We start from the raw sequence: 19,232 nt of genomic DNA, 5'->3' as shown, positions 1-19,232 counted from the left end.
CGTGCTCGCGCTTGGACTCGCATTGCTCCTGGCCTCGGCGCCAGGCGCGGGCCCTCCGCCACCGGACCCGTGTCACTCCACGGACTCAACGGGCGAGCAGTTCCCCATCTGCTTCGACCCGGGAGACGGTTGGGTGGTGGGCACGGGCGCGACGGTGCGCGACGGCGTGGGGACCCTGACGCTGCACTCGAGCGTGCGCATCCGCACCGGCCGCACCAGCCGCAGCAAGGGCACGCCCTGGTTCACCAACCATCGACTCCTCGGCGTGGACCTCTGGGATGGCGAGCGGCGCGGCTTTGGCTTCACCGCCTATGACGGACTGCTGCGTCGCCACCTGGAGGAGGGCTTCATCCTGATTCCCACCGCGCGCCCGGTGCGCATCCCCTTCCCGTTCGACGTGACGGTGGCGCTGCGCGCGGCGAGCCTGGAGCGGCGCGAGTGGGAAGGCTCGGGGTGGACCTTGGAGACGGGGCGCATGGGGCTCCTCGTCGACCCGTTGCGCTCGGAGACGGGGCGCGCCTGGTTCGGCTTCGGCCCGGTGGCGAGCCACACGCTGCGCCACGCGGGAGACACCACCGAGCACGCGCTGTCCCCCTTCACCTCGCTGATGTTCGACCTGGGCCTGGAGAGCGATGACGGACTGTGGGCGCTGCGCGCGTCGGGACTCGCGGGGTGGACCTTGGGGCTCGAGGGCGGCACGGATTTCCGCGCCCACGCCGACGCCTCGCTGGAGCGCGTGTTCCTCGCCGTGGCGGACCAGCCCGTGGCGCTGCGACTCTCCGGAGGCTACGTCCTGGGTGACGCGGGCCTCATGCGCCGTGACGAGTGGACGCTCGGCGTGGGCCTGGTGGTGCGTGCCTTCAGCGCGCGATGGTGAGTCCGCCGAGCCCCAAGCTCGGGGGTTTCCTGATATCGAGGCACCGTCAGCCGGGGCACTCGAGGGCGTCGCTGGGGAGCCCTGGCCCTCGCCGGTGGCGAGGAAGGAGGTCCGTCATGGAGAGAAAGCTCGTCTCGATTCAGCGCATCGACCACCTGGAGGACATCCCTGGAGCCGACAACATCCTGAAGGCCCGGGTGATGGGCTGGGACGTGGTGGTGAGGAAGGGCGAGTTCGCCCCCGGTGACGCGTGCGTCTTCTTCGAAATCGACAGCCAGCTTCCAGAGGGCGCGAGCTGGGCGGAGTTCCTCAGGGCCCGGAGCTTTCGCGTGAAGACCGCGCGACTGCGGGGCGTGCTGTCCCAGGGACTCGCGCTGCCCACGTCCATCCTGGAGGGCGAGGTGCCTCCCGAGGGCACGGACGTGCGAGACAGGCTGGGCGTCGTGAAGTACGAGCCGGCGCCGCCCGAGGGCAGCGACGTGGCCGGGCCCTTCCCAAGTGAAGTGCCGAGGACGGACGAAATCCGCCTGCAGTCGGCGCTCGCCGTGCTGGACGAGCTTCGGGGCCACGACTTCTTCGTGACGACGAAGCTGGACGGTACCTCCGCGACGTACTTCCGGCCGCTCGAAGGTCCACTGGTGGCGTGCTCCCGGAACTGGTCTCTGCGACCCGGAACGAGCCGGGTGTGGACGGTGGCGAAGCGGTACTCGCTGGACACCGCGCTGCCTCCGGGCTTCGCCATCCAGGGAGAGCTGTGCGGCCCCGGCATCCAGAAGAACCGCCTGGGACTCACCGAGGTGGACCTGTTCGTGTTCAGCGTCCACGACACCCGGACGGGCCAGTTCCTGGGCCACGAGGACTTCATCGCGTTCTGCGCGAAGCATGGGCTGCGCACGGTGCCGGTGGAGCACGTCGTCACGGGCGAGGCCGCGCGGACGTTCGACCATGATTTGGAGCACTACCTGAAGCTCGCCCAGGGTCTCTACCCGGGCACGAAGAACCGCAAGGAGGGCATCGTCATCCGGCCGCTCGTCGAGCGGCACTCGCCCACGCTGAGCGGCAGGCTGTCGTTCAAGGTCATCAACAACGACTTCCTCCTCAAGGACGAGGACTGAAGCCGAAGCCTCGGAGCCAACGCGTCAGCGCGGCGTTGGACCCGAGGTCTCCCGGTGCACAGAGGACGGAGACGCCTCCAGCACCGTCTTCAACGCGGCCTCGGCGGCCCGCAGGCGCGCATCCTGCGGGTCCACGCGGCGCGCTTCTTCCAGTCGCTCCAGTGCCCGAGGCAGCGCCCCCCGGGACAGCTCGCACCGAACGCCCGCCTCCAGTGCCCCCGTATCCGAAGGGCCGTAGACCTGGGCCTCGTCCGCCGCGTGACACCCTTCCTCGACGCGACCCGTGTCGAACAGCGCGCGCGCCAGCTCCACCCGAGCGCCCACATGCGCGGGGGACAGGCGCACCGCCTCCGCGAGCGGCGTGACGGCCTCTCGCGACAACCCCAGCCGTCGCAGCACCGCGCCCAGCTCCCGCTGAGGCCCTGGCGCGCCAGGCGACAACAGCGCCCGACCTCGCGCCTCGCGCAGCACCGAGGGCTCATCGAACCGCAGCTCCGCCACCATCCGTCCCACGACGTCCTGATACGCGGGCCACTGCGCGGGCCACGTGAAGACGAGGCGGTAGACCCACTCCCCCCGAGGCACGAAGAAGGCGAGCAGATGGCGCCCTCCATCGGGTCCCTCCAGTTGCGCGCGAAGCCGCTGCGCGACACGTCCACCCACCAGCGTTCGCGAGGGGCCCTGCACCGATAGCGTCCGGCCCTCGGGCCCCGGCACTCCCAGCGGCAGCGTCTCCTCATGGAAGTGCCGCGCCTGCGACAGGCCATCCACCGCCTCACCCGCCTCGATGGCCTCCGCGGAGAACGTGGCGCGACCCAGTCCCGGCAACCCGTTGGAGAACGTGCGCCGCCCCTGCCCGTCCACTTCGCCCCGCCAGCCTTCGGGCATCACCACCGCGACGCCGAAGCCGTCATCCCGCTCCACGCGCCAGCCCGAGCGCTCCATCACCACCAGCCCCGCCACGAGCAGCGCCGCGCCCACTCCCACCAGCGGCCTCGCCACGCTCGACCGCATGGTGCGGCGCTCCAATTCGCGCGGCTCCAGGAATGCTCCCGCCAGCAACCCGGCCACCAGTCCACCCAGGTGCCCGGCGTTGTCCACGCCCACCGAGGTCCAGCCCATCCAGAGGAACACGAGCACCGTTGGAAGCGCGCTCTCTCCGGATAGCCACCGCACACGGAAACCCGCGCGAGAACGGTGACGCCGGCCCAGCACCAGCAGCGCGCCCATGCATCCATAGACGAGCCCGGAGGCACCCACGCTCACCGCGCCAGACCAGGCAAGCGAGCTCGCCATCGTGGTCAGCGCGGAGGAGATCAACAGCGCGACATAGTCGAGGCGTCGGCAGGCTCGCTCCAGCGCGGTGCCCGCCGCCACCAGCACGGTGACGTTGAGCGCCAGGTGCAGCGCGTCCCGGTGCAGCAGGTTGGCCGACAAGAGCCGCCAGACCTGTCCCGCCTCCAGCACCAGCGGGCCCGCCTTGGCGCCCCAGCGTACGAGCGCATCCACGTCGACAGGCCCCAGGGCGGCGAGGACCCCGTGGACAGCCACCAGAAGGCCCGCGAGGACCACGGTGACCCAGGGAAAAATGCGAGCGCTCCCTTGGTCGGCCGATTGACCGATGGACAACAGCCCCGGCTCCCCCGCTTCCTGGGGAGAAAGCCCTGTCTTTTGAGGGGGATGCATGACTTGTGCGTTGAAAGGCCGTTCTGCTATGACTGTACGCGGATCGGACCCGTGCTGAAGCTCATCATCGAAGACGACGAGGGGCGCAAGACCGTTGTTCCCTTCGTGCGCGACGAGATCACCATCGGACGTCAGGAGGGAAACACCATCCGCCTGACCGAACGTAACGTGTCTCGTCGTCACGCACGACTGGTGCGGTTGAACGGCCATGTCGTGGTGGAGGACCTGGGTAGCTATAACGGCACCCGGATCAACGGCGAGCGTATCGCGGGTCAGTCGCCCCTCAGTGAGGGCGACCTGATCCAGATCGGCGACTACGACCTGGCTCTCCAGGCCGAAGGCGCCGCCAATGCCGTAGGCCCCATCACCACCAAGGTACCTACACGCCGGCAGGAGGCCGAGCCCGAGGAGCCTGAACGCTCGGAGAGCGAGGAGGAGGCACCTGGAGACGGCGACGAGCACGACCACACGCCCCCGTCCCAAGCCTCCGCGGACAAGCGCCGAAACTCGACCTCCATCATCCGGTTGGATCATGTGGAGGCCGACAGGCCCCGGAAGCTGGAGGACATCGATAGTAAAGATGCGCCCCGGTTGATGGTGCTGACCCCCGACGAGCTGCGGGGTCAGGAGTTCGCGTGCATCCGGACCGAGCTGAGAATCGGACGGACGGACGACAACGACATCACGTTGGACCATCGCTCGCTGTCGCGGACCCACGCCAAGCTGGTGCGTGAGGCGACGGGTGAGTGGCGGGTCATCGACATGCAGTCCGCCAATGGGATGACGGTCAACGGCGAGAGCTACGCCCAGGCCACCCTGAACAGCGGCGACATCGTCGAACTGGGCCACGTGAAGCTGCGCTTCCTGACCGCGGGGGATGCCGGAGACGGCGACGACGCTCCCGCCAGCGAAGGCGGGATGTCGAAGATGCCGCTGGTGGCCGGGCTCATCGCCCTGCTGCTGGGAGGTGGTGGCGTCGCGTTCTGGATGTCCAAGCAGGGACAGGGCACGGTCACACCGATTCCCCCCACGGAGCCGGTGGCCATCCAGCAGCCCCCACCCGAGCAGCCGCCCGCGCCTCCCGTCCAGCCGCCCGACGAGAACAAGGTTCCGACGACGGCGCAGACCGGGACGACTCCGCCTCCCGAGACGCCTCCTTCGACGGAGCCCTCGAAGCCGCCGGAGCCTCCGAAGCCGACCCTCGAGGAGCACCTCGCCAACGCCCGCACGGCGTTCGCGGCTGCGGACTTCGAGGGCGCAGCGGCTGTGCTGGAGAAGACCCGTAACGCTGACGGAAAGTTTCCCCCTGGAGCGAAGACGCTCTTGGACGAGGTCAAAACCGAGCGGACATTCAAGACTCAGCTCGACAAGGCCGAGTCAGCGCTGGCTTCGGGCAAGGTTGAAGAGGCGAAGGCGGCCCTCGAGGCAAGTGCCAAGACTGGCATCTTCATGGAGCGCCATGCGGAGCTGAAGGGTCAGCTCGACGCGAAGCTGCAGGAAATCGAGGCGGCCAAGGTAGCCGAGACGGCGAAGCCTCCTCCCGCAGTGGTTCCGGCCTCCAGCAAGGAAGACCCCAAAGCGACCGCCGCCGCCGAGCGCGATGCGCAGACCGGCGCGCTCGTCACTGACGCTCGCGCACTGATTAAAGGGCAGAAATACCGGGAAGCCCTGGCGGTTGCCGAGAAGTGCTCGAGCTTGAATCCGGCGAGCCCCGATTGCGAACTGGTGTTGGGCATCGCCAAGGCGCGGCTCAACAAGGTTGACGAGGGTGCGAAGCACTACCAGCGATTCCTGGACCTCGCGCCCAAGGATCATCCCTCCCGCAAGGGCGTTCAAGATCTCCTGAACCAGTACGAAGACTCGAAGACTCGATGAAGAGACCCTAGGGAGGCTGAACCATCCCCCATCGGCTGTGCGTGCTCGCCCCCCCCTCCCCGAGCCGCAGCACGACGAAGTTCACCTGCAGCGAGGAGACGCTGTGCAGATTCGCATCCTGGTGGTTGATGACGAGCAGGACAACTGCGACTACCTCAAGCTGGTGCTGACCCGCGAAGGCTACGAGGTCGTGACCACGACGGACCCCACCCAGACGGTGGAGATCCTCCGTGGTTCCGACTTCCACCTCGTCATCCTCGACATGATGATGCCGCAGATGTCGGGGACCGAGGTGCTGGAGCAGATCCGCAAGTACGATACGGACGTTGCCGTCATCGTCGCCACCGCGTACCCCACGGTGGATACGGCGGTCGCTTCGCTCAAGGCCCAGGCTTCCGACTACGTCAAGAAGCCCATGGAGCCGGAGCAGTTCATCACCGCGGTCCGCAACGCCCTCCAGAAGAAGGGCTTGTCACAGGACCCGGAGGCGGACCTGCACCGCGCCATCGGTCGCACCATCCGCGACGCGCGCAAGACGCAAGAGCTCACCCTCAAGCAACTCGCGCGACGCACCGGCTTGTCCGTGTCACTGCTGCCCCAGATTGAGCGCGCGGAGTCCTCCGCGTCCATCTCGTCGCTCTACAAGATTGCCTCGGCGCTGCAACTGCGCATGGGCGAGCTGTTCGGCGACACCTGAAGCCCCGACACCGCCTCGCCGGCCGCGTGACTAGCGGCCGGTGAAGCGGGGCGGACGCTTCTCCAGGAAGGCCGCACGCCCTTCCTTCGCATCCTCGCTACCGAACGCCGTCGCGCGAAGCACCCTGAGCCGCGCCTGCTCCGCGTCACCCAGTGGCGCCCGCGACAGCATTCCGAACGACTCCTTCATCCCCGACACCGCGCCAGGCGCATGGCCCGCCAGCGTCGCGCACAGCGCGAGGGCCCGCACCTCCGCGTCCCCCTCGCACACGTCGAGCAGTCCCCAGTCCAGCGCCTCACGCGCATCCAGCTTGCGCGCCGTGAGGAAGAGCTGCTTCGCCCGGGACAACCCCACCAGCCGCGTCGCCCGAGCCAGGCCTTCCGGCGAGTAGACGATGCCCAGCTTCGCCGGAGGCATGAGGAAGACGGTGTCCGGCGCGCCCACCCGGAAATCGCACGAGGCCGCCAAATCGAACCCCGCGCCCACCGCCGCGCCCTGCACCAACGCCACGCTGGGTACCGGGTGGTGCTCAAGCTTGAGCAGACACTCCACCAGCGCGTCATCCGGCAGGCGCCCGTCCGCCCCCGGTGGCCCCAGGTGCGTCAAGTCATAGCCCGCGCAGAAGGTGCCGCCCGCGCCCCGCACCAGCAGCACTCGCACGTGCGGAGCGGGCTCCAGCGCCGCGTCCAACCGGGCCAGCATCGCGTCATTCAGCGCGTTGCGCCGGGCCGGGTTGGACAACGTCAACACCCGTACGCCGCCCTCGCGGTCTTCCACCTCCACCGAGGGCTCCACCACGACTACCCGAGCACCACGAGGACATCACCCTCGTTGACGGACTGAGCCTCCTTGCAACGAATCTCCTTCACGGTGCCGGCCTCGGTCGTCTCCACCGGCATCTCCATCTTCATGGACTCGAGGATGACCAGCGTGTCGCCCTCTTTGACTTGCTGGCCGACCTGCACCTCGATCTTCCACACGGTGCCAGTGATATGCGCCGCAACGTCCGCCATGAGTCCGTTCCTCCGCAGGGGTGATGAAACAGGAGCCTGCCACTACGCCGGCTTGGCGTGATGCTCCAGGAAATGAGTATCCAGCTCGCCGGCCTTGAAGGCCGCATCCTGAACGATTCGCAGGTGGAGCGGGATGTTCGTCTTGATGCCTTCGATGCGGAACGACTGGAGCGCCGTCACCGAGCGCTCAATCGCCTCCGCGCGCGTGGCGCCGGAGATGATGAGCTTGGCGATGAGCGGGTCGTAGTTCGGCGTGACTGTGTTGCCCTCGGCGTAGCCGGCGTCCAGCCGCACGCCCTCGCCCGTGGGCGGCTGGAACACCTTCAGCGGCCCCGGCGACGGGAAGAACTTCACCGGGTCCTCCGCGTAGATGCGGAACTCCAACGCCGCCCCGCGCCGCACCACGTCCTCCTGCTTCACCGTGAGGTGCTCGCCCGCGGCGATGCGCAGCTGCCAGCCGATGAGGTCCAGCCCCGTGGTCAGCTCCGTCACCGGGTGCTCCACCTGGAGGCGCGCGTTCATCTCGATGAAGTAGACCTGCCCGTCCGAGTACAGGAACTCCACCGTGCCCGCGTTCGCATAGCCGAACGTCTTGGCCGCGGTGACGGCCGCCGTGAAGAGCTTCTGGGACAGCTCCGCGTTCTTCCCGTCCGCGAACAGCACGGACGGCGCCTCCTCCACCACCTTCTGGTGGCGCCGCTGGATGGAGCACTCGCGCTCCAGGCAGTGGATGAGGTGGCCGTGGTGGTCCCCCAGAATCTGCACCTCGATGTGGCGAGGCGCCGGGAAGTAGCGCTCCAGGTACACGCCCTCACGGCCGAAGGCGGACTTCGCCCGGTCCGTGCACTGGCGGAACACCTTCTCCAGCTCCGCGGGGTTGTTCGCCGCCGCCATGCCGATGCCGCCGCCGCCACCCGCCGCCTTGCACAACACCGGGTAGCCGATGCGCTCCGCCTCGGACAGCGCGGTGGCCACGTCTGGCACCAGGCCCTCGCTGCCGGGCACCACCGGGACGCCCGCCGCGGACACCAGCTTGCGCGCCTGGCTCTTGTCCTTCATCCGCGCCATGGCCTCCGGCGGCGGACCCACGAAGATGAGCCCCGCGTCCTTGCACGCCTGGGCGAAGTCTCCGTTTTCGGACAGAAACCCGTAGCCGGGGTGCACTGCCTCGGCGCCCGTCTTCTTCGCGGCCTCCAGAATCGCCGGGATGCTCAGGTAGCTGTCCTTCGCGGGAGCGGGGCCGATGCGCACGGCCTCGTCCGCTTCCTTCACGAACGGCAGCTCCACGTCCGGGTCCGAGTACACGGCCACCGTCTTGAGCCCCATCTGCCGGGCCGCCGCGCCAATCCGACGCGCGATTTCACCCCGGTTGGCGATGAGCAACTTCTGGAACATGGCGCATGCCCTCGTGTGCGAAAGGGCGGCGAACCTAACCCCCGCCCCCCTCCCTGACAAGGGCGCGAGCAGGCGTGCAACAGGTCCCTACAGTCCAGTAAATTTGCGGCTCTACGAAGGCATGACGTACCTTGCCACACCGTGAAGCCCACCTCTTCCTTAGGCACCGGCGTTGGCGTGGTCGACCTCCATGGCGCTCGCCGCGCGCGTCGGTTGGACCTCTACCGGACCCGCCAGTCGGACCGCGTCCGCAGCGTCCGAGGCACGCTCGAAGCGCTCACGCAGAGCGGCACGCTGTTCACCCAGGAAGGCACGCGCCGAGGGCTGTCGCTCCTCAAGGCGCTCCAGTTGCTGCAGCGCGCCAGCGCCCGGCTGGAGGAGCTGGCCGGTGGCGGCGTGATTCCGGCACCCCGCAAGCAGGAGCGCATCGACGCGCTCTACGAAGAGCTGGATACGCTCTTCACCCGCGCGGACAAGCTGGCCGGCCGCGACGAAGCCAGCGTGGCGCGACTGCCCGCCCGCTAGCGCCGCCCCGCTGCCGCTACGGGAGCTCGGTCTGCCCCTGGCGGCGCAGGAAGGTGGGGATGTCGAACTGGTCCTCATCCAACGGGAGCGCGGAGTCCTTCACCACGGACGTCCGGTTGCTGACGGACTTGCTGTTGTCCACCGTCGACATCGGGCGGGAGGCGCCGCTCTTCGCGGGGACCAGGCTGGCCACCTCCTCGCGCGCGTTGTGGATGAGCACCGACTGCTGCGCGGGCCGCGCCAGGGGGACCTGAACCGCCGGCGTCACCATGCGCACCTTGGGCGCGTCGCGGTGCACGAAGCCCGTGGCGATGATGGTGATCTTCACCTCATCCTGAATCTGTTCGTCGATGAGCGAACCGAAGATGATCTCCGCCTCGCTGTCCGCCGCGTCGTGGACCAGGGTCAACGCCTCGTTGACCTCCTGGAGCGTCATGTCCCGGCCGCCGGTGATGTTGATGAGCAGGCCCGTGGCGCCATCGATGGAGACGTCCTCCAGCAGCGGACTGGAGATGGCCTGCTGCATGGCGTTGAGCGCGCGCTTGTCACCCGACGAGTGGCCCGTGCCCATGAGCGCCAGGCCCTTGTCGCTCATGATGGTCTTCACGTCGGCGAAGTCGACGTTGATGTAGCCGTGGTACTGGATGAGGTCGCTGATGCCCTGCACGGCATTCAGCAGCACCGCGTCCGCGCGCTTGAAGGTCTCCAACAGCGGCATGGGCTCGTTGGAGAGCGACAGCAGGCGCTGGTTCGGAATGGTGATGAGCGTGTCCACCGCGGCCTTGAGCTCGACGATGCCCTGCTCGGCCTGCTTGCGGCGCTTGTTGCCCTCGAAGAGGAAGGGCTTGGTGACGACGCCCACCGTGAGGCAACCCAGGCTCTTGGCGATGTCGGCGATGATGGGCGCCGCGCCCGTGCCGGTGCCGCCGCCCATGCCCGCCGTGACGAAGACCATGTCGGCGCCCTCGAGCACCGCGGCAATCTGATCTCGCGACTCAAGCGCGGCCTCGCGACCCATCTCCGGGTTGGCGCCAGCGCCCAGGCCCTTGGTCAGCGTCTGGCCCAGTTGCAGCCGCGTGGGCGCCTTGCTGGCGGCCAGCGCCTGGATATCGGTGTTGGCGGCGATGAAGTCCACGCGCTCCAGCTTGGACAGAATCATCGTGTTGACCGCGTTGCAGCCGGCCCCACCCGCCCCTACGACCCGAATCTTGGCGGCCTGCTTGTTCTGATCGAACTGGTCCATGGCGGTCCTTTCGGCGGGCGTCACGCGGTGCAGCGCGCAAGCCTCCAACCTCCGCAATCATCAGCAAGTCGGGATCTTTGGCAAGTATTCCGCTACGCACATGTAGCGGGATGGCACCGCGCCGAGTCCTGACGCGGACTTACGCAGCGGCCCCGAAAGCAAGCAGCGTGGCGTGGCGGGTCCACTTCGCCCCTTGACTCGCGCCTGACGGCTCACCCTGGCAGGTCTCCCCGCGTTGGCGCCACCCCTTTCCCCCCTGTTCCACGACACACGTGCAGGGTCTTCACGGAGCGTCACGCGCCTCCGACTCCGGGTGGCGGACGACCCTCGCGCGAAAAACAGAGGGCGGCTCCGGACGACTTGCCGGAACCACCCTCGGGTCAACGACTTCGGCTGTCAGCCCCGGGGCACCGCGGTGGGCGCCCGGGGCGGCGCGGCGACATCAGGGGCTCGGGCGCTCCACTTCCACCTTGCCGATGCGGACGATGTTGAACTCCACGCGGCGGTTGTTCTCGCGGCCCTTCGCCGACTTGTTGCTGTCGACGGGCTTCGTCTCGCCGTAGCCCTGCGACTCCAGGCGGGCGGCGTCGATGCCCTCCTTCACCAGGAAGGCGCGCACGTTGGCGGCCCGGCGCTTGGACAGGTCCAGGTTGGACGCGTCGTTGCCCTGGTCATCCGTGTGGCCTTCCACCCGAAGCAGCTCCACCTGCGGGTTGGCGCGCAGCACCGCGGCCACCTGTTTCAGCAGCGGGAAGGAGCGCGGGAGGATGATGTCCTTGCCCGTGGCGAAGTAGACCTTCTCCAGGATGAGGATGCGCTCGCCATCCACCTGGACCTTCACCTTGCCCTTGTCGGGGCAGCCGTCCTCGTCCGCCACGCCGTTGATGACCTCCGGCTCCAGCGGGCACTTGTCCGCGACGTCCGGGATGCCGTCCTTGTCGTTGTCCGGGTCCGGGCAGCCATCCGCGTCCTGGAAGCCGTCCTTGTCCTCGGGCTGGTTCGGGCACTTGTCGTCCGGGTCGAAGATGCCGTCGCCGTCCGTGTCCACGGGCGGAGCCTCGTCCGGGCACCCGTCCTCGTCCTGGAAGCCGTTCTTCGTCTCCGGCTCGTTCACGCACTTGTCGTCGCCGTCGAGGATGCCGTCCTGGTCATTGTCCGGGTCCGGGCAGCCATCCGCGTCCTGGAAGCCGTCCTTGTCCTCGGGCTGCGTGGGGCACTGGTCGTCCGGGTCGTAGAGGCCGTCGCCGTCCGTGTCCACGGGCGGAGGCGGCGCCGCCTTCTTCGGCTCGGGCGGAGGGCTGTAGCCGAAGCCCGCCAGCAGCCGGTAGCCCGGCGTGCCGTAGCCCCGGGTGAGGCCCGGTCCACCGCCCAGGTGCGCCGTGAAACCGCTCACCGCGCGGTACTTCAGCGCGGCCAGCAGCTCCAGCGGGCTCTCCTCGGAGTCCTGCTCGTCCAGACCGATGGCGCCAATCACCGTCGCCTCGGCGGCCAGCGGCACCCGGCCCAGCGTGAAGGGAATCTCCGTGCCCAGGCCGTAGGTGAACGCGTTGCCCGCCGTCAGGTTGCGCAGCACCTGCTTCTCGCGGATGTCCACGCCGACGTTGGCGGCGAAGCGGACCTTCTCACCGTACTCGGCCACCAGCTTGGGCTGCACGCCCACCCCGGAGCTTCCGAGGAAGTCGTTGCCACCCGCCGTGGGCAGCGTCACCGGCACCACCAGCGCGAGGCCGAAGCGCTCCCCATCAATCAGGCGCGCCTTCGGAACCAGGCGCAGGTCGCCGATACCACCGCCGCCCACGCCCTGGGAGAAGGACGCGTCCACCTGCGGAGCGGGGTCCGAGCCCTGAATCGTCACGGGCAGAATCACGCCGATTTCGAAGCGGTCGAACAGACCCACCGCGCCCATCAGGTCGATGCCCAGCTGACGGCTCACCAGCGCGGTGATGAACCGGTCCGAGCGAGGGTCCAGGAAGTTGAGCGGCTTGCTCCCGTAGTTGAGCGACAGGCCGAGGTTCAACCCCAGGTGGCGCTGCACGCGGGCGCTGTGGATGCCGAGGATGTCCTCGGCGCCCGGACCCGGCTTGAAGCGCTGCACGTCGATGGACTGCGACACGGGGCCCGGCGTCGTCACCTGCGCGTGGGCAGGCTGCGCCGCGAGCGTCCCCGCGAGGACCAGGCCTCCGGTGACGGCCGCCGCCACGCCCCGCGACGAGCGCCCCGCCACGCGGCGGAGGCGACCGAACAGGGGCAGCGCCAGGAACAGCAGCGCCAGCGGCGCGAAGGTGCCCGCTCCGCCCGTGCTGCAACCACGGCCCACGACGATGAAGTCGTCATCGCCGACCAGCGGGTTGGTGCCGCCGTTGACCTCTTCACCGTCGCTCGCGCCACCCGCGTCGGTGTCGCGGTTGTTCGGGTCCGTCTCGCCGTTGTCGAAGCCGCCGTTGTGGTTGGCGTCCTCGCGGCCGTCGTTCAGGCCGTCACCGTCGGTGTCCGGGTTGAGGGGGTTGGTCGCGTTGGAGCCCAGGACTTCCACGCCGTCGTTCAGACCATCGTCGTCCGTGTCGGCGTCGTTCGGGTTGGTCTCCGTGGCGTCCACGCGGCCGTTGTGGTCCGCGTCCTCGCGGCCATCGTTCAGGCCGTCACCATCCGTGTCCGGGTTCCTCGGGTCGGTGGTGGTGCTCGGGTCCAGGTCCGGCACGAAGTTCGGCGAGTCGACGTTGGTGCCCGGAGGCGCCGTCTCCCGCGTCACGCCGCGCTCGGTACCGTCGTTGATGCCGTCGTTGTCGCTGTCCGGATCCAACGCGTCGATGATGCCGTCCCCATCCGTGTCGGTGAGGGCCTCCTGGCCATCCGGCACGCCGTCGTCGTCGCTGTCGGCGTCATGCGGGTCCATGCCGAGCTCGATTTCGCGCTCGTCGCTCACGCCGTCCAGGTCGGAGTCCACGTCGTCCGCGGCCAGGTTCGGGTCCGTCTCGCCCGGGTCGATGCGGCCGTTGTGGTTCGCGTCCTCCACGCCGTCACGCACGCTGCCGCCGTCCGTGTCCGGGTTGAGGGGGTTCGTCACGGTGGTCGGGTCCGCATCGGGGATGAAGACGGTGGCGTCGGTGTCCGAGCCCTCGCCCTCGGTGAGGCCCAGCTCCGTGCCGTCCTGGATGCCGTCGCCGTCCGTGTCCGCCTCGTTCGGGTCGGTCTCGTCCGCGTCGACGATGCCGTCGTGGTTCTTGTCCTCGGTGCCATCCAGCAGACCGTCGTCATCCGAGTCGTCGTCGAGCGGATCCGTCCCGCCCACTTCCACCTCGATGCCGTCCGACACCCCGTCGCCGTCCGTGTCCGGGTTGTTCGGGTCCGTGCCAATCGCAATCTCCTCCGTGTCCGTCAGGCCGTCGCCGTCCGTGTCCAGGCCGATGGACCAGATGAAGTTGGCGGGCGTGGGGTCCACGTCGCCGTCCGCGTCCACCGCGCGCACCTGGAAGGTGTGCGTTCCCTCGGGCAGGCCCGTGAAGTTGATGGGGCTGGTGCAGAGGGCGAAGGGCGCGCCGTCGAGCGAGCACTCGAAGGTGTCACGCGGGTCTCCCGTAACGGAGTTGAAGCTGAACTCCGCGTCGGTGCTGGCGGTGTTCACGGGCGGGCTCGCGGTGATGCGCGTGTCCGGCACGGAGTCCACCGTGAAGGTGTTCGTGTCCGTGGCGGTGTTGCCACTCGTATCCGTCGCCGTGGCCGTCACCGTGTGAGGCCCGTCGAACAGCGGCGTCGTCACGGGCACCGACCAGGTGCCGTCGGCCCCCGCCGTCGCCGTGCCCACCGTGGTGCCGTCCACCACCACCGTGACAGTGGCGCCCGGCTCCGTGGTACCCGAGTACGTCACGACCGGGTTGGTCACCGTCGAGCCGTCCGCCGGCGTGGTGATGCTCACCGACGTCGTCGCGTCCACCGTGAAGGCGTTGGTGTCCGTCGCGGTGTTGCCCTCGGTGTCTTCCGCCGAGGCCGTCACCGAGTGCGCACCGTCCGCCAGCGCCGCGGCCACCGGCAAGGTCCAGGAGCCGTTCGCGGCCGCCGTCACCGTGCCCACCACCGTGCCATCCACCGTGACAGTCACCGTGGCGCCCGCCTCCGCGGTGCCCACGTACGTCACCACTCCGTTGGTCAGCACCGCGCCCTCGGCAGGCGTGGTGATGCTCACCGTCGTGGCCGTGTCCACCGTGAAGGTGTTGGTGTCCGTCGCGGTGTTGCCCTCGCCGTCGTCGGCGGTGGCCGACACCGTGTGCGGGCCGTCCGTCAGCGTCGTGGACACCGGCACCGACCAGCTGCCGTCGACACCCGCCGTCACCGTGCCCACCGTGGTGCCATCCACCACCACCGTCACCGTGGCGCCCGGTTCCGCCGTACCCGAGTACGTCACCACCGGGTTGCTCACCGTCGAGCCGTCCGCCGGAGTGGTGATGCTCACGTTCGTCGACGTGTTCACCGTGAAGTTGTTCGTGTCCGTGGCGGTGTTGCCGTTCGCATCCTCGGCCGTGGCCGTCACCGTGTGAGGACCCTCGGCCAGCGACGAGTTGCCCGGCACCGACCAACTGCCGTTCGCCGCCGCCGTCGTGGTGCCCACCACCGTGCCATCCACTTCCACCGTCACCGTGGCGCCCGGCTCCGCCGTACCCGAGTACGTCACCATCGGGTCGCCCACCGTCGAGCCATCCGCCGGCGAGACGATGTTGACGTTCGTCGAGGTGTCCACCGTGAAGGTGTTCGTGTCCGTCGCGGTGTTGCCGTTGGCGTCCTCCGCCGAGGCCGTCACCGTGTGAGGTCCGTCACCCAGCGTCGAGACGCCCGGCACCGACCAGATGCCGTTCGCCGGCACCGTCACCGTGCCCACCGTGGTGCCGTCCACCACCACCGTCACCGTGGCGCCCGGCTCACCCGTACCCGAGTACGTCACCACGCCGTCGTCCAGCACCGCGCCGTCCGCCGGAGCGGTGATGCTCACGTTCGTCGTCGAGTCCACCGTGAAGGTGTTCGTGTCCGACGCCGTGTTGCCACTCGTATCCGTCGCCGTGGCCGTCACCGTGTGAGGACCCTCGCCCAGCGGCGTCGCCACCGGCAGGGACCAGTCGCCGCCAGGGCCCGCCGTCACCGTGTCCAGGGTGACGCCGTCCACCACCACCGTCACCGTGGCGCCCGGCTCCGCGGTGCCCGAGTAGGTCACCACGCCGTCATCCAGCACCGCGCCCTCCGCCGGCGTGGTGATGCTCACGTTCGTCGTCGAGTCCACCGTGAAGGTGTTCGTGTCCGACGCCGTGTTGCCGTTCGTGTCCTCCGACGTGGCCGTCACAGAGTGCGGCCCCTCGCCCAGCGGCGTCGCCACCGGCACCGACCAGATGCCGTTCGCCGGCACCGTCACCGTGCCCACCGTGGTGCCGTCCACCACCACCGTCACCGTGGCACCCGGCTCACCCGTACCCGAGTACGTCACGACCGGGTTGGTCACCGTAGAGCCGTCCGCCGGAGTGGTGATGCTCACCGACGTGCCCGAGTCCACCGTGAAGGCGTTCGTGTCCGCCGCCGTATTTCCATTCGTGTCCGTCGCCGTCGCCGTCACCGTGTGCGCCCCGTCACTCAGCGGCGTCGCCACCGGCAGCGACCAGTTGCCGTTCGCGGGCACCGTCACCGTGCCCACCGTGGTGCCATCGACGCTCACCACCACCGTGGCGCCCGGCTCACCCGTACCCGAGTACGTCACCACCGGGTTGCTCGTGGTCGAGCCCTCCGCCGGCGTGGTGATGCTCACGTTCGTCGTCGCGTCCACCGTGAAGGCGTTGGTGTCCGTCGCGGTGTGGTTCAGCGCATCCGTCGCCGTCGCCGTCACCGAGTGCGGCCCGTCCGCCAGCGGCGCGGCCACCGGCAGCGACCAGATTCCATTCGCGGGCACCGTCACCGTGCCCACCGTGGTGCCATCGACGCGCACCACCACCGTGGCGCCCGGCTCCGCCGTACCCGAGTACGTCACGATCCGGTTCGTCAGCACCGCGCCCTCGGCCGGCGTCGTCACGCTCACGAACGTGCCCGTGTCCACCGTGAAGGTATTCGTGTCCGTCGCGGTGTGGTTCAGCGCATCCGTCGCCGTGGCCGTCACCGAGTGCGGCCCGTCCGCCAGCGGCGCGGCCACCGGCACCGACCAACTGCCGTTCGCCGCCGCGGTCACCGTGCCCACCGTGACGCCATCCACCACCACCACCACCGAGGCACCCGGCTCGGCCGTACCCGAGTACGTCACCACCGGGTTCGTCAGCACCACGCCCTCGGCCGGCGTCGTGACACTCACCGACGTCGCCGTGTCCACCGTGAAGGCGTTCGTGTCCGTCGCGGTGTGGTTCTGGGCGTCCGTCGCCGTCGCCGTCACCGAGTGCGGCCCGTCCGCCAGCGGAGTGGCCACCGGCACCGACCAGCTCCCGTTCGCCGCCGCGGTCACCGTACCCACCGTGACGCCATCCACCACCACCGCCACCGAGGCGCCCGGCTCCGCCGTGCCCGAGTAGGTCACCACGCCGTTGGTCAGCACCGCGCCCTCAGCGGGCGTCGTGACAGTCACCGTCGTCGCCGTGTCCACCGTGAAGGTGGACGTCGTGGCCGTGCTCGTACGGGTCGCATCCTGCGAGACGGCCGAGATGTTGTAGACGCCGTCCGGCACCGCGAAGGGAATCGGGAACGTCCAGTTACCGCCCGTCACCGCGACGGCCGGGTACGTCGTGCCGTTGATGGTGAGCACCACGGACGTGGCGCCGCCCGACGCCGTGCCGGTGATTTGTGTCGGCGCCGTCGTGAGCACCGCGTTGTTCGCCGGAGTGACGACGACCGGCGGAGGAAGCGCGGCGTTGACCGTGAAGGTGTTGGTGTTGCTGACCACGCTCGAGGCGCCATTCAGCACGGACACGGCATTCACCGTGTGGGCGCCCGTCGTCAGGTCCACGACCGGCGTGTACGTGAAGTTGCCCGCGGCATCCGCCGTGACACGCGCCAGCTCCACGCCGTCCACGGAGATGATGACCGTGGAGTTCGGGGTCGCCGTGCCGGTGATGGGAGGACGCACACCCGTGACGGAGCCGTTGGCCGGCGTCACGACCACCGGAGCCGTCGGCGTCGCGAAGGGGCCCGTCAGGATGGTGATGACACCGGGGCTGCCCGCGATGGCGCCGTAGGTGAGGCCGTCCGGAGCGCCCGCCGTGGGCTGCGTACCAGGGGTGCCGCCCGTGACAGCGGGGGAGCAGGTCACGGTGCCGCCCTGGAGCAGGATGCGACCACCACCACCGCCACCACCCGTGCCGTGCTCCGCGAAGGTCGTGCTACCGCCGTTGCCACCGCGCGCCGACACCTGGTTGGCGCCGCAGGTCAGCGCGCCAGTGAAGCGCAGATAAATCGTTCCACCCGAGCCACCGCCACCCGCCGCGTCGTTGGCGTCGTCGCGAGCGTTCTCACCCGCCACGCCATTGGAGGAAATCGTCCCCGCGCCAGCCAGCGAGGCCGCGCGGATGAACACGATGCCGCCCGCGGCGCTGCCCCCGCCGCCAAAGTCGTCGTTGCTGTGGCCCGAACCGCCACCACCACCGAAGAGCAGCTTGTCCACCGCGCTGAAGTCCATGCGCGTGCCGCCCAGGCCGCCCACGTCACGGGAGGGAATGGTATCGCCACTCCACGTCCGGCCACCCTTGCCGCCCGCGCCCGCGCTGCCGCCGCCACCACCCCCCGAGTTGTGGCAGATGCCGCCGCCCGCGCCGTTGGCGATGTTGCCGTAGCCCGTCGTTCCCGCAGTGAACGGGAAGGTGTTGTCGTAGCTCGCCAACACCGCGCCCTCGCCCTTCGGCGCGCCGCCCGGATAGGTCTGGTTGAGACCGGTGCAGCCATCCCCATCACCATTCCAGAAGATGCCGCCGCGGAAGCCCGTGTTGGTCGCGGAGATGGAGCCCGCGTTGTTCACCGCGCCCGTGGCCAGGAAGATGAGCACGCCGCCCGTGGTTCCATCCCACGGCCTGGCGACGAGGCTTCCCGCCGCGTTGACAGTCACCGTGGAGTACTCGGGAACGCGGATGGCCTGCGTCCCGGTGTTGGCCGCGAAGGCCACCGTGAGCGGCGCGGTGAAGGTGAGGCGCGTCGCTGTCAACGCCTGCACGCGCCCGAACTGCCACCGGCCCACCGCCTCGTTGCCGGCCGCGGTCAGGTCGATGGGCGTCTGGCTGCCCGAGGCCGGCGCCGTGAGGCCCGCCGACTGGTACACCAGCACCAGGTCGTTCACCGCGAAGCCCGTCGACGAGGCGACCGCGACGAAGTTCTGGCCGGCCGGAACCAACGCCGTCACCCGCGTATAGGTGTTGACGATGGTACCGGGCGCGTTGACGGTGAGCGCACCATCCGAGCCGTCACCCAGGTGGAAGGTATCGGCCGAGGCATGCGCGGCGGGGGCCACCAGCGCGGCACACAGGAGCGCCAGCAGGCCGACGGCGGGCAAGCGAGCACGTACGCGCCGCGACTCGACCAGCGAAGTAGGAGTTTGTGGGTTCGGTTTCATAGGCCTGGGCCGCGCGGAGTGAAGTGGGGCCCGGGCGGCGCTGATCCCACATAGCAATCCAGGAGCCACCCTCCGTCCACTTCTGGTCCTACCCCGGCCCAGGGGGGGTCCCTCGCCCCTCCCCTCTGAGACGGAGCGGTGGATCCGAATCACGGATCCAGATTCTGGAAACCGGACCGAATGACCCACCTGGGTAGGACCTTGCGGGCTCGCTTTGACCCGTCAACCCAGGGCGACGGGTCCCCGTTGACG

At 69.3% G+C, this 19,232-nt stretch carries 11 protein-coding genes; 5 read left to right on the top strand and 6 right to left on the bottom strand.

The annotated features are described in order from the left end of the window. Position 1 precedes the first annotated feature (1 nt). Positions 2–877, top strand: a complete 876-nt coding sequence (locus HUW62_RS01035; protein WP_163865204.1) for a hypothetical protein — start codon at positions 2–4, stop codon at positions 875–877. A gap of 116 nt (positions 878–993) precedes the next feature. After that, positions 994–1,992 (top strand): RNA ligase (ATP), encoded by a 999-nt coding sequence (locus HUW62_RS01030; RefSeq protein ID WP_163865205.1) that lies wholly within the window; start codon positions 994–996, stop codon positions 1,990–1,992. Between the two features lie 24 nt (positions 1,993–2,016). On the opposite strand, the gene HUW62_RS01025 is transcribed toward HUW62_RS01030, so the two are convergent. Next, positions 2,017–3,501 (bottom strand): rhomboid family intramembrane serine protease, encoded by a 1,485-nt coding sequence (locus HUW62_RS01025; protein ID WP_275902368.1) that lies wholly within the window; start codon positions 3,499–3,501, stop codon positions 2,017–2,019. A gap of 228 nt (positions 3,502–3,729) precedes the next feature. On the opposite strand from HUW62_RS01025, the gene HUW62_RS49595 reads away from it, so the two are divergent. Continuing rightward, entirely contained in the window at positions 3,730–5,553 is a 1,824-nt protein-coding gene (locus HUW62_RS49595; RefSeq protein WP_368670317.1) for an FHA domain-containing protein, read from the top strand. A 103-nt stretch (positions 5,554–5,656) separates the two neighbouring features. After that, the gene (locus tag HUW62_RS01015; protein WP_176433286.1) at positions 5,657–6,250 is read left to right on the top strand and encodes a response regulator; all 594 of its coding nucleotides are present in this window, start codon (positions 5,657–5,659) and stop codon (positions 6,248–6,250) included. A 30-nt stretch (positions 6,251–6,280) separates the two neighbouring features. On the opposite strand, the gene HUW62_RS01010 is transcribed toward HUW62_RS01015, so the two are convergent. From HUW62_RS01010 to HUW62_RS01000, 3 genes are read right to left on the bottom strand one after another with little or no spacing between them, the layout of a single operon-like run. Then, positions 6,281–7,045 (bottom strand): enoyl-CoA hydratase/isomerase family protein, encoded by a 765-nt coding sequence (locus HUW62_RS01010; RefSeq protein ID WP_163865496.1) that lies wholly within the window; start codon positions 7,043–7,045, stop codon positions 6,281–6,283. Between the two features lie 5 nt (positions 7,046–7,050). Then, positions 7,051–7,263, bottom strand: coding sequence for a biotin/lipoyl-binding carrier protein (locus tag HUW62_RS01005; protein WP_141648351.1), 213 nt, complete (start codon positions 7,261–7,263; stop codon positions 7,051–7,053). A gap of 42 nt (positions 7,264–7,305) precedes the next feature. Further along, a complete protein-coding gene (locus tag HUW62_RS01000) occupies positions 7,306–8,658 on the bottom strand; it encodes an acetyl/propionyl/methylcrotonyl-CoA carboxylase subunit alpha (protein WP_176433285.1) in 1,353 nt (450 codons plus the stop codon). A gap of 177 nt (positions 8,659–8,835) precedes the next feature. Between HUW62_RS01000 and HUW62_RS00995 the strand changes: the two genes are divergently transcribed. Then, a complete protein-coding gene (locus tag HUW62_RS00995; RefSeq protein ID WP_141648356.1) occupies positions 8,836–9,183 on the top strand; it encodes a hypothetical protein in 348 nt (115 codons plus the stop codon). A 16-nt stretch (positions 9,184–9,199) separates the two neighbouring features. Here the strand turns inward: HUW62_RS00995 and ftsZ are convergent, their stop codons facing one another. Further along, on the bottom strand, positions 9,200–10,426 hold the full coding sequence (ftsZ, locus tag HUW62_RS00990) for a cell division protein FtsZ (protein ID WP_163865208.1): 1,227 nt from the start codon (positions 10,424–10,426) through the stop codon (positions 9,200–9,202). Between the two features lie 442 nt (positions 10,427–10,868). Then, positions 10,869–18,920 carry an Ig-like domain-containing protein gene (locus HUW62_RS00985; protein ID WP_255203148.1) on the bottom strand — a complete coding sequence of 2,684 codons (8,052 nt, stop codon included), beginning with the start codon at positions 18,918–18,920 and terminating at the stop codon, positions 10,869–10,871. Positions 18,921–19,232 lie beyond the last annotated feature (312 nt).

It is taken from the genome of Myxococcus sp. AM011, assembly GCF_013372595.1.
GTDB lineage: Bacteria > Myxococcota > Myxococcia > Myxococcales > Myxococcaceae > Myxococcus > Myxococcus eversor.
Note: the sequence above shows the minus strand (reverse complement) of the source record. Positions and strands in the feature narration are given on the sequence as shown.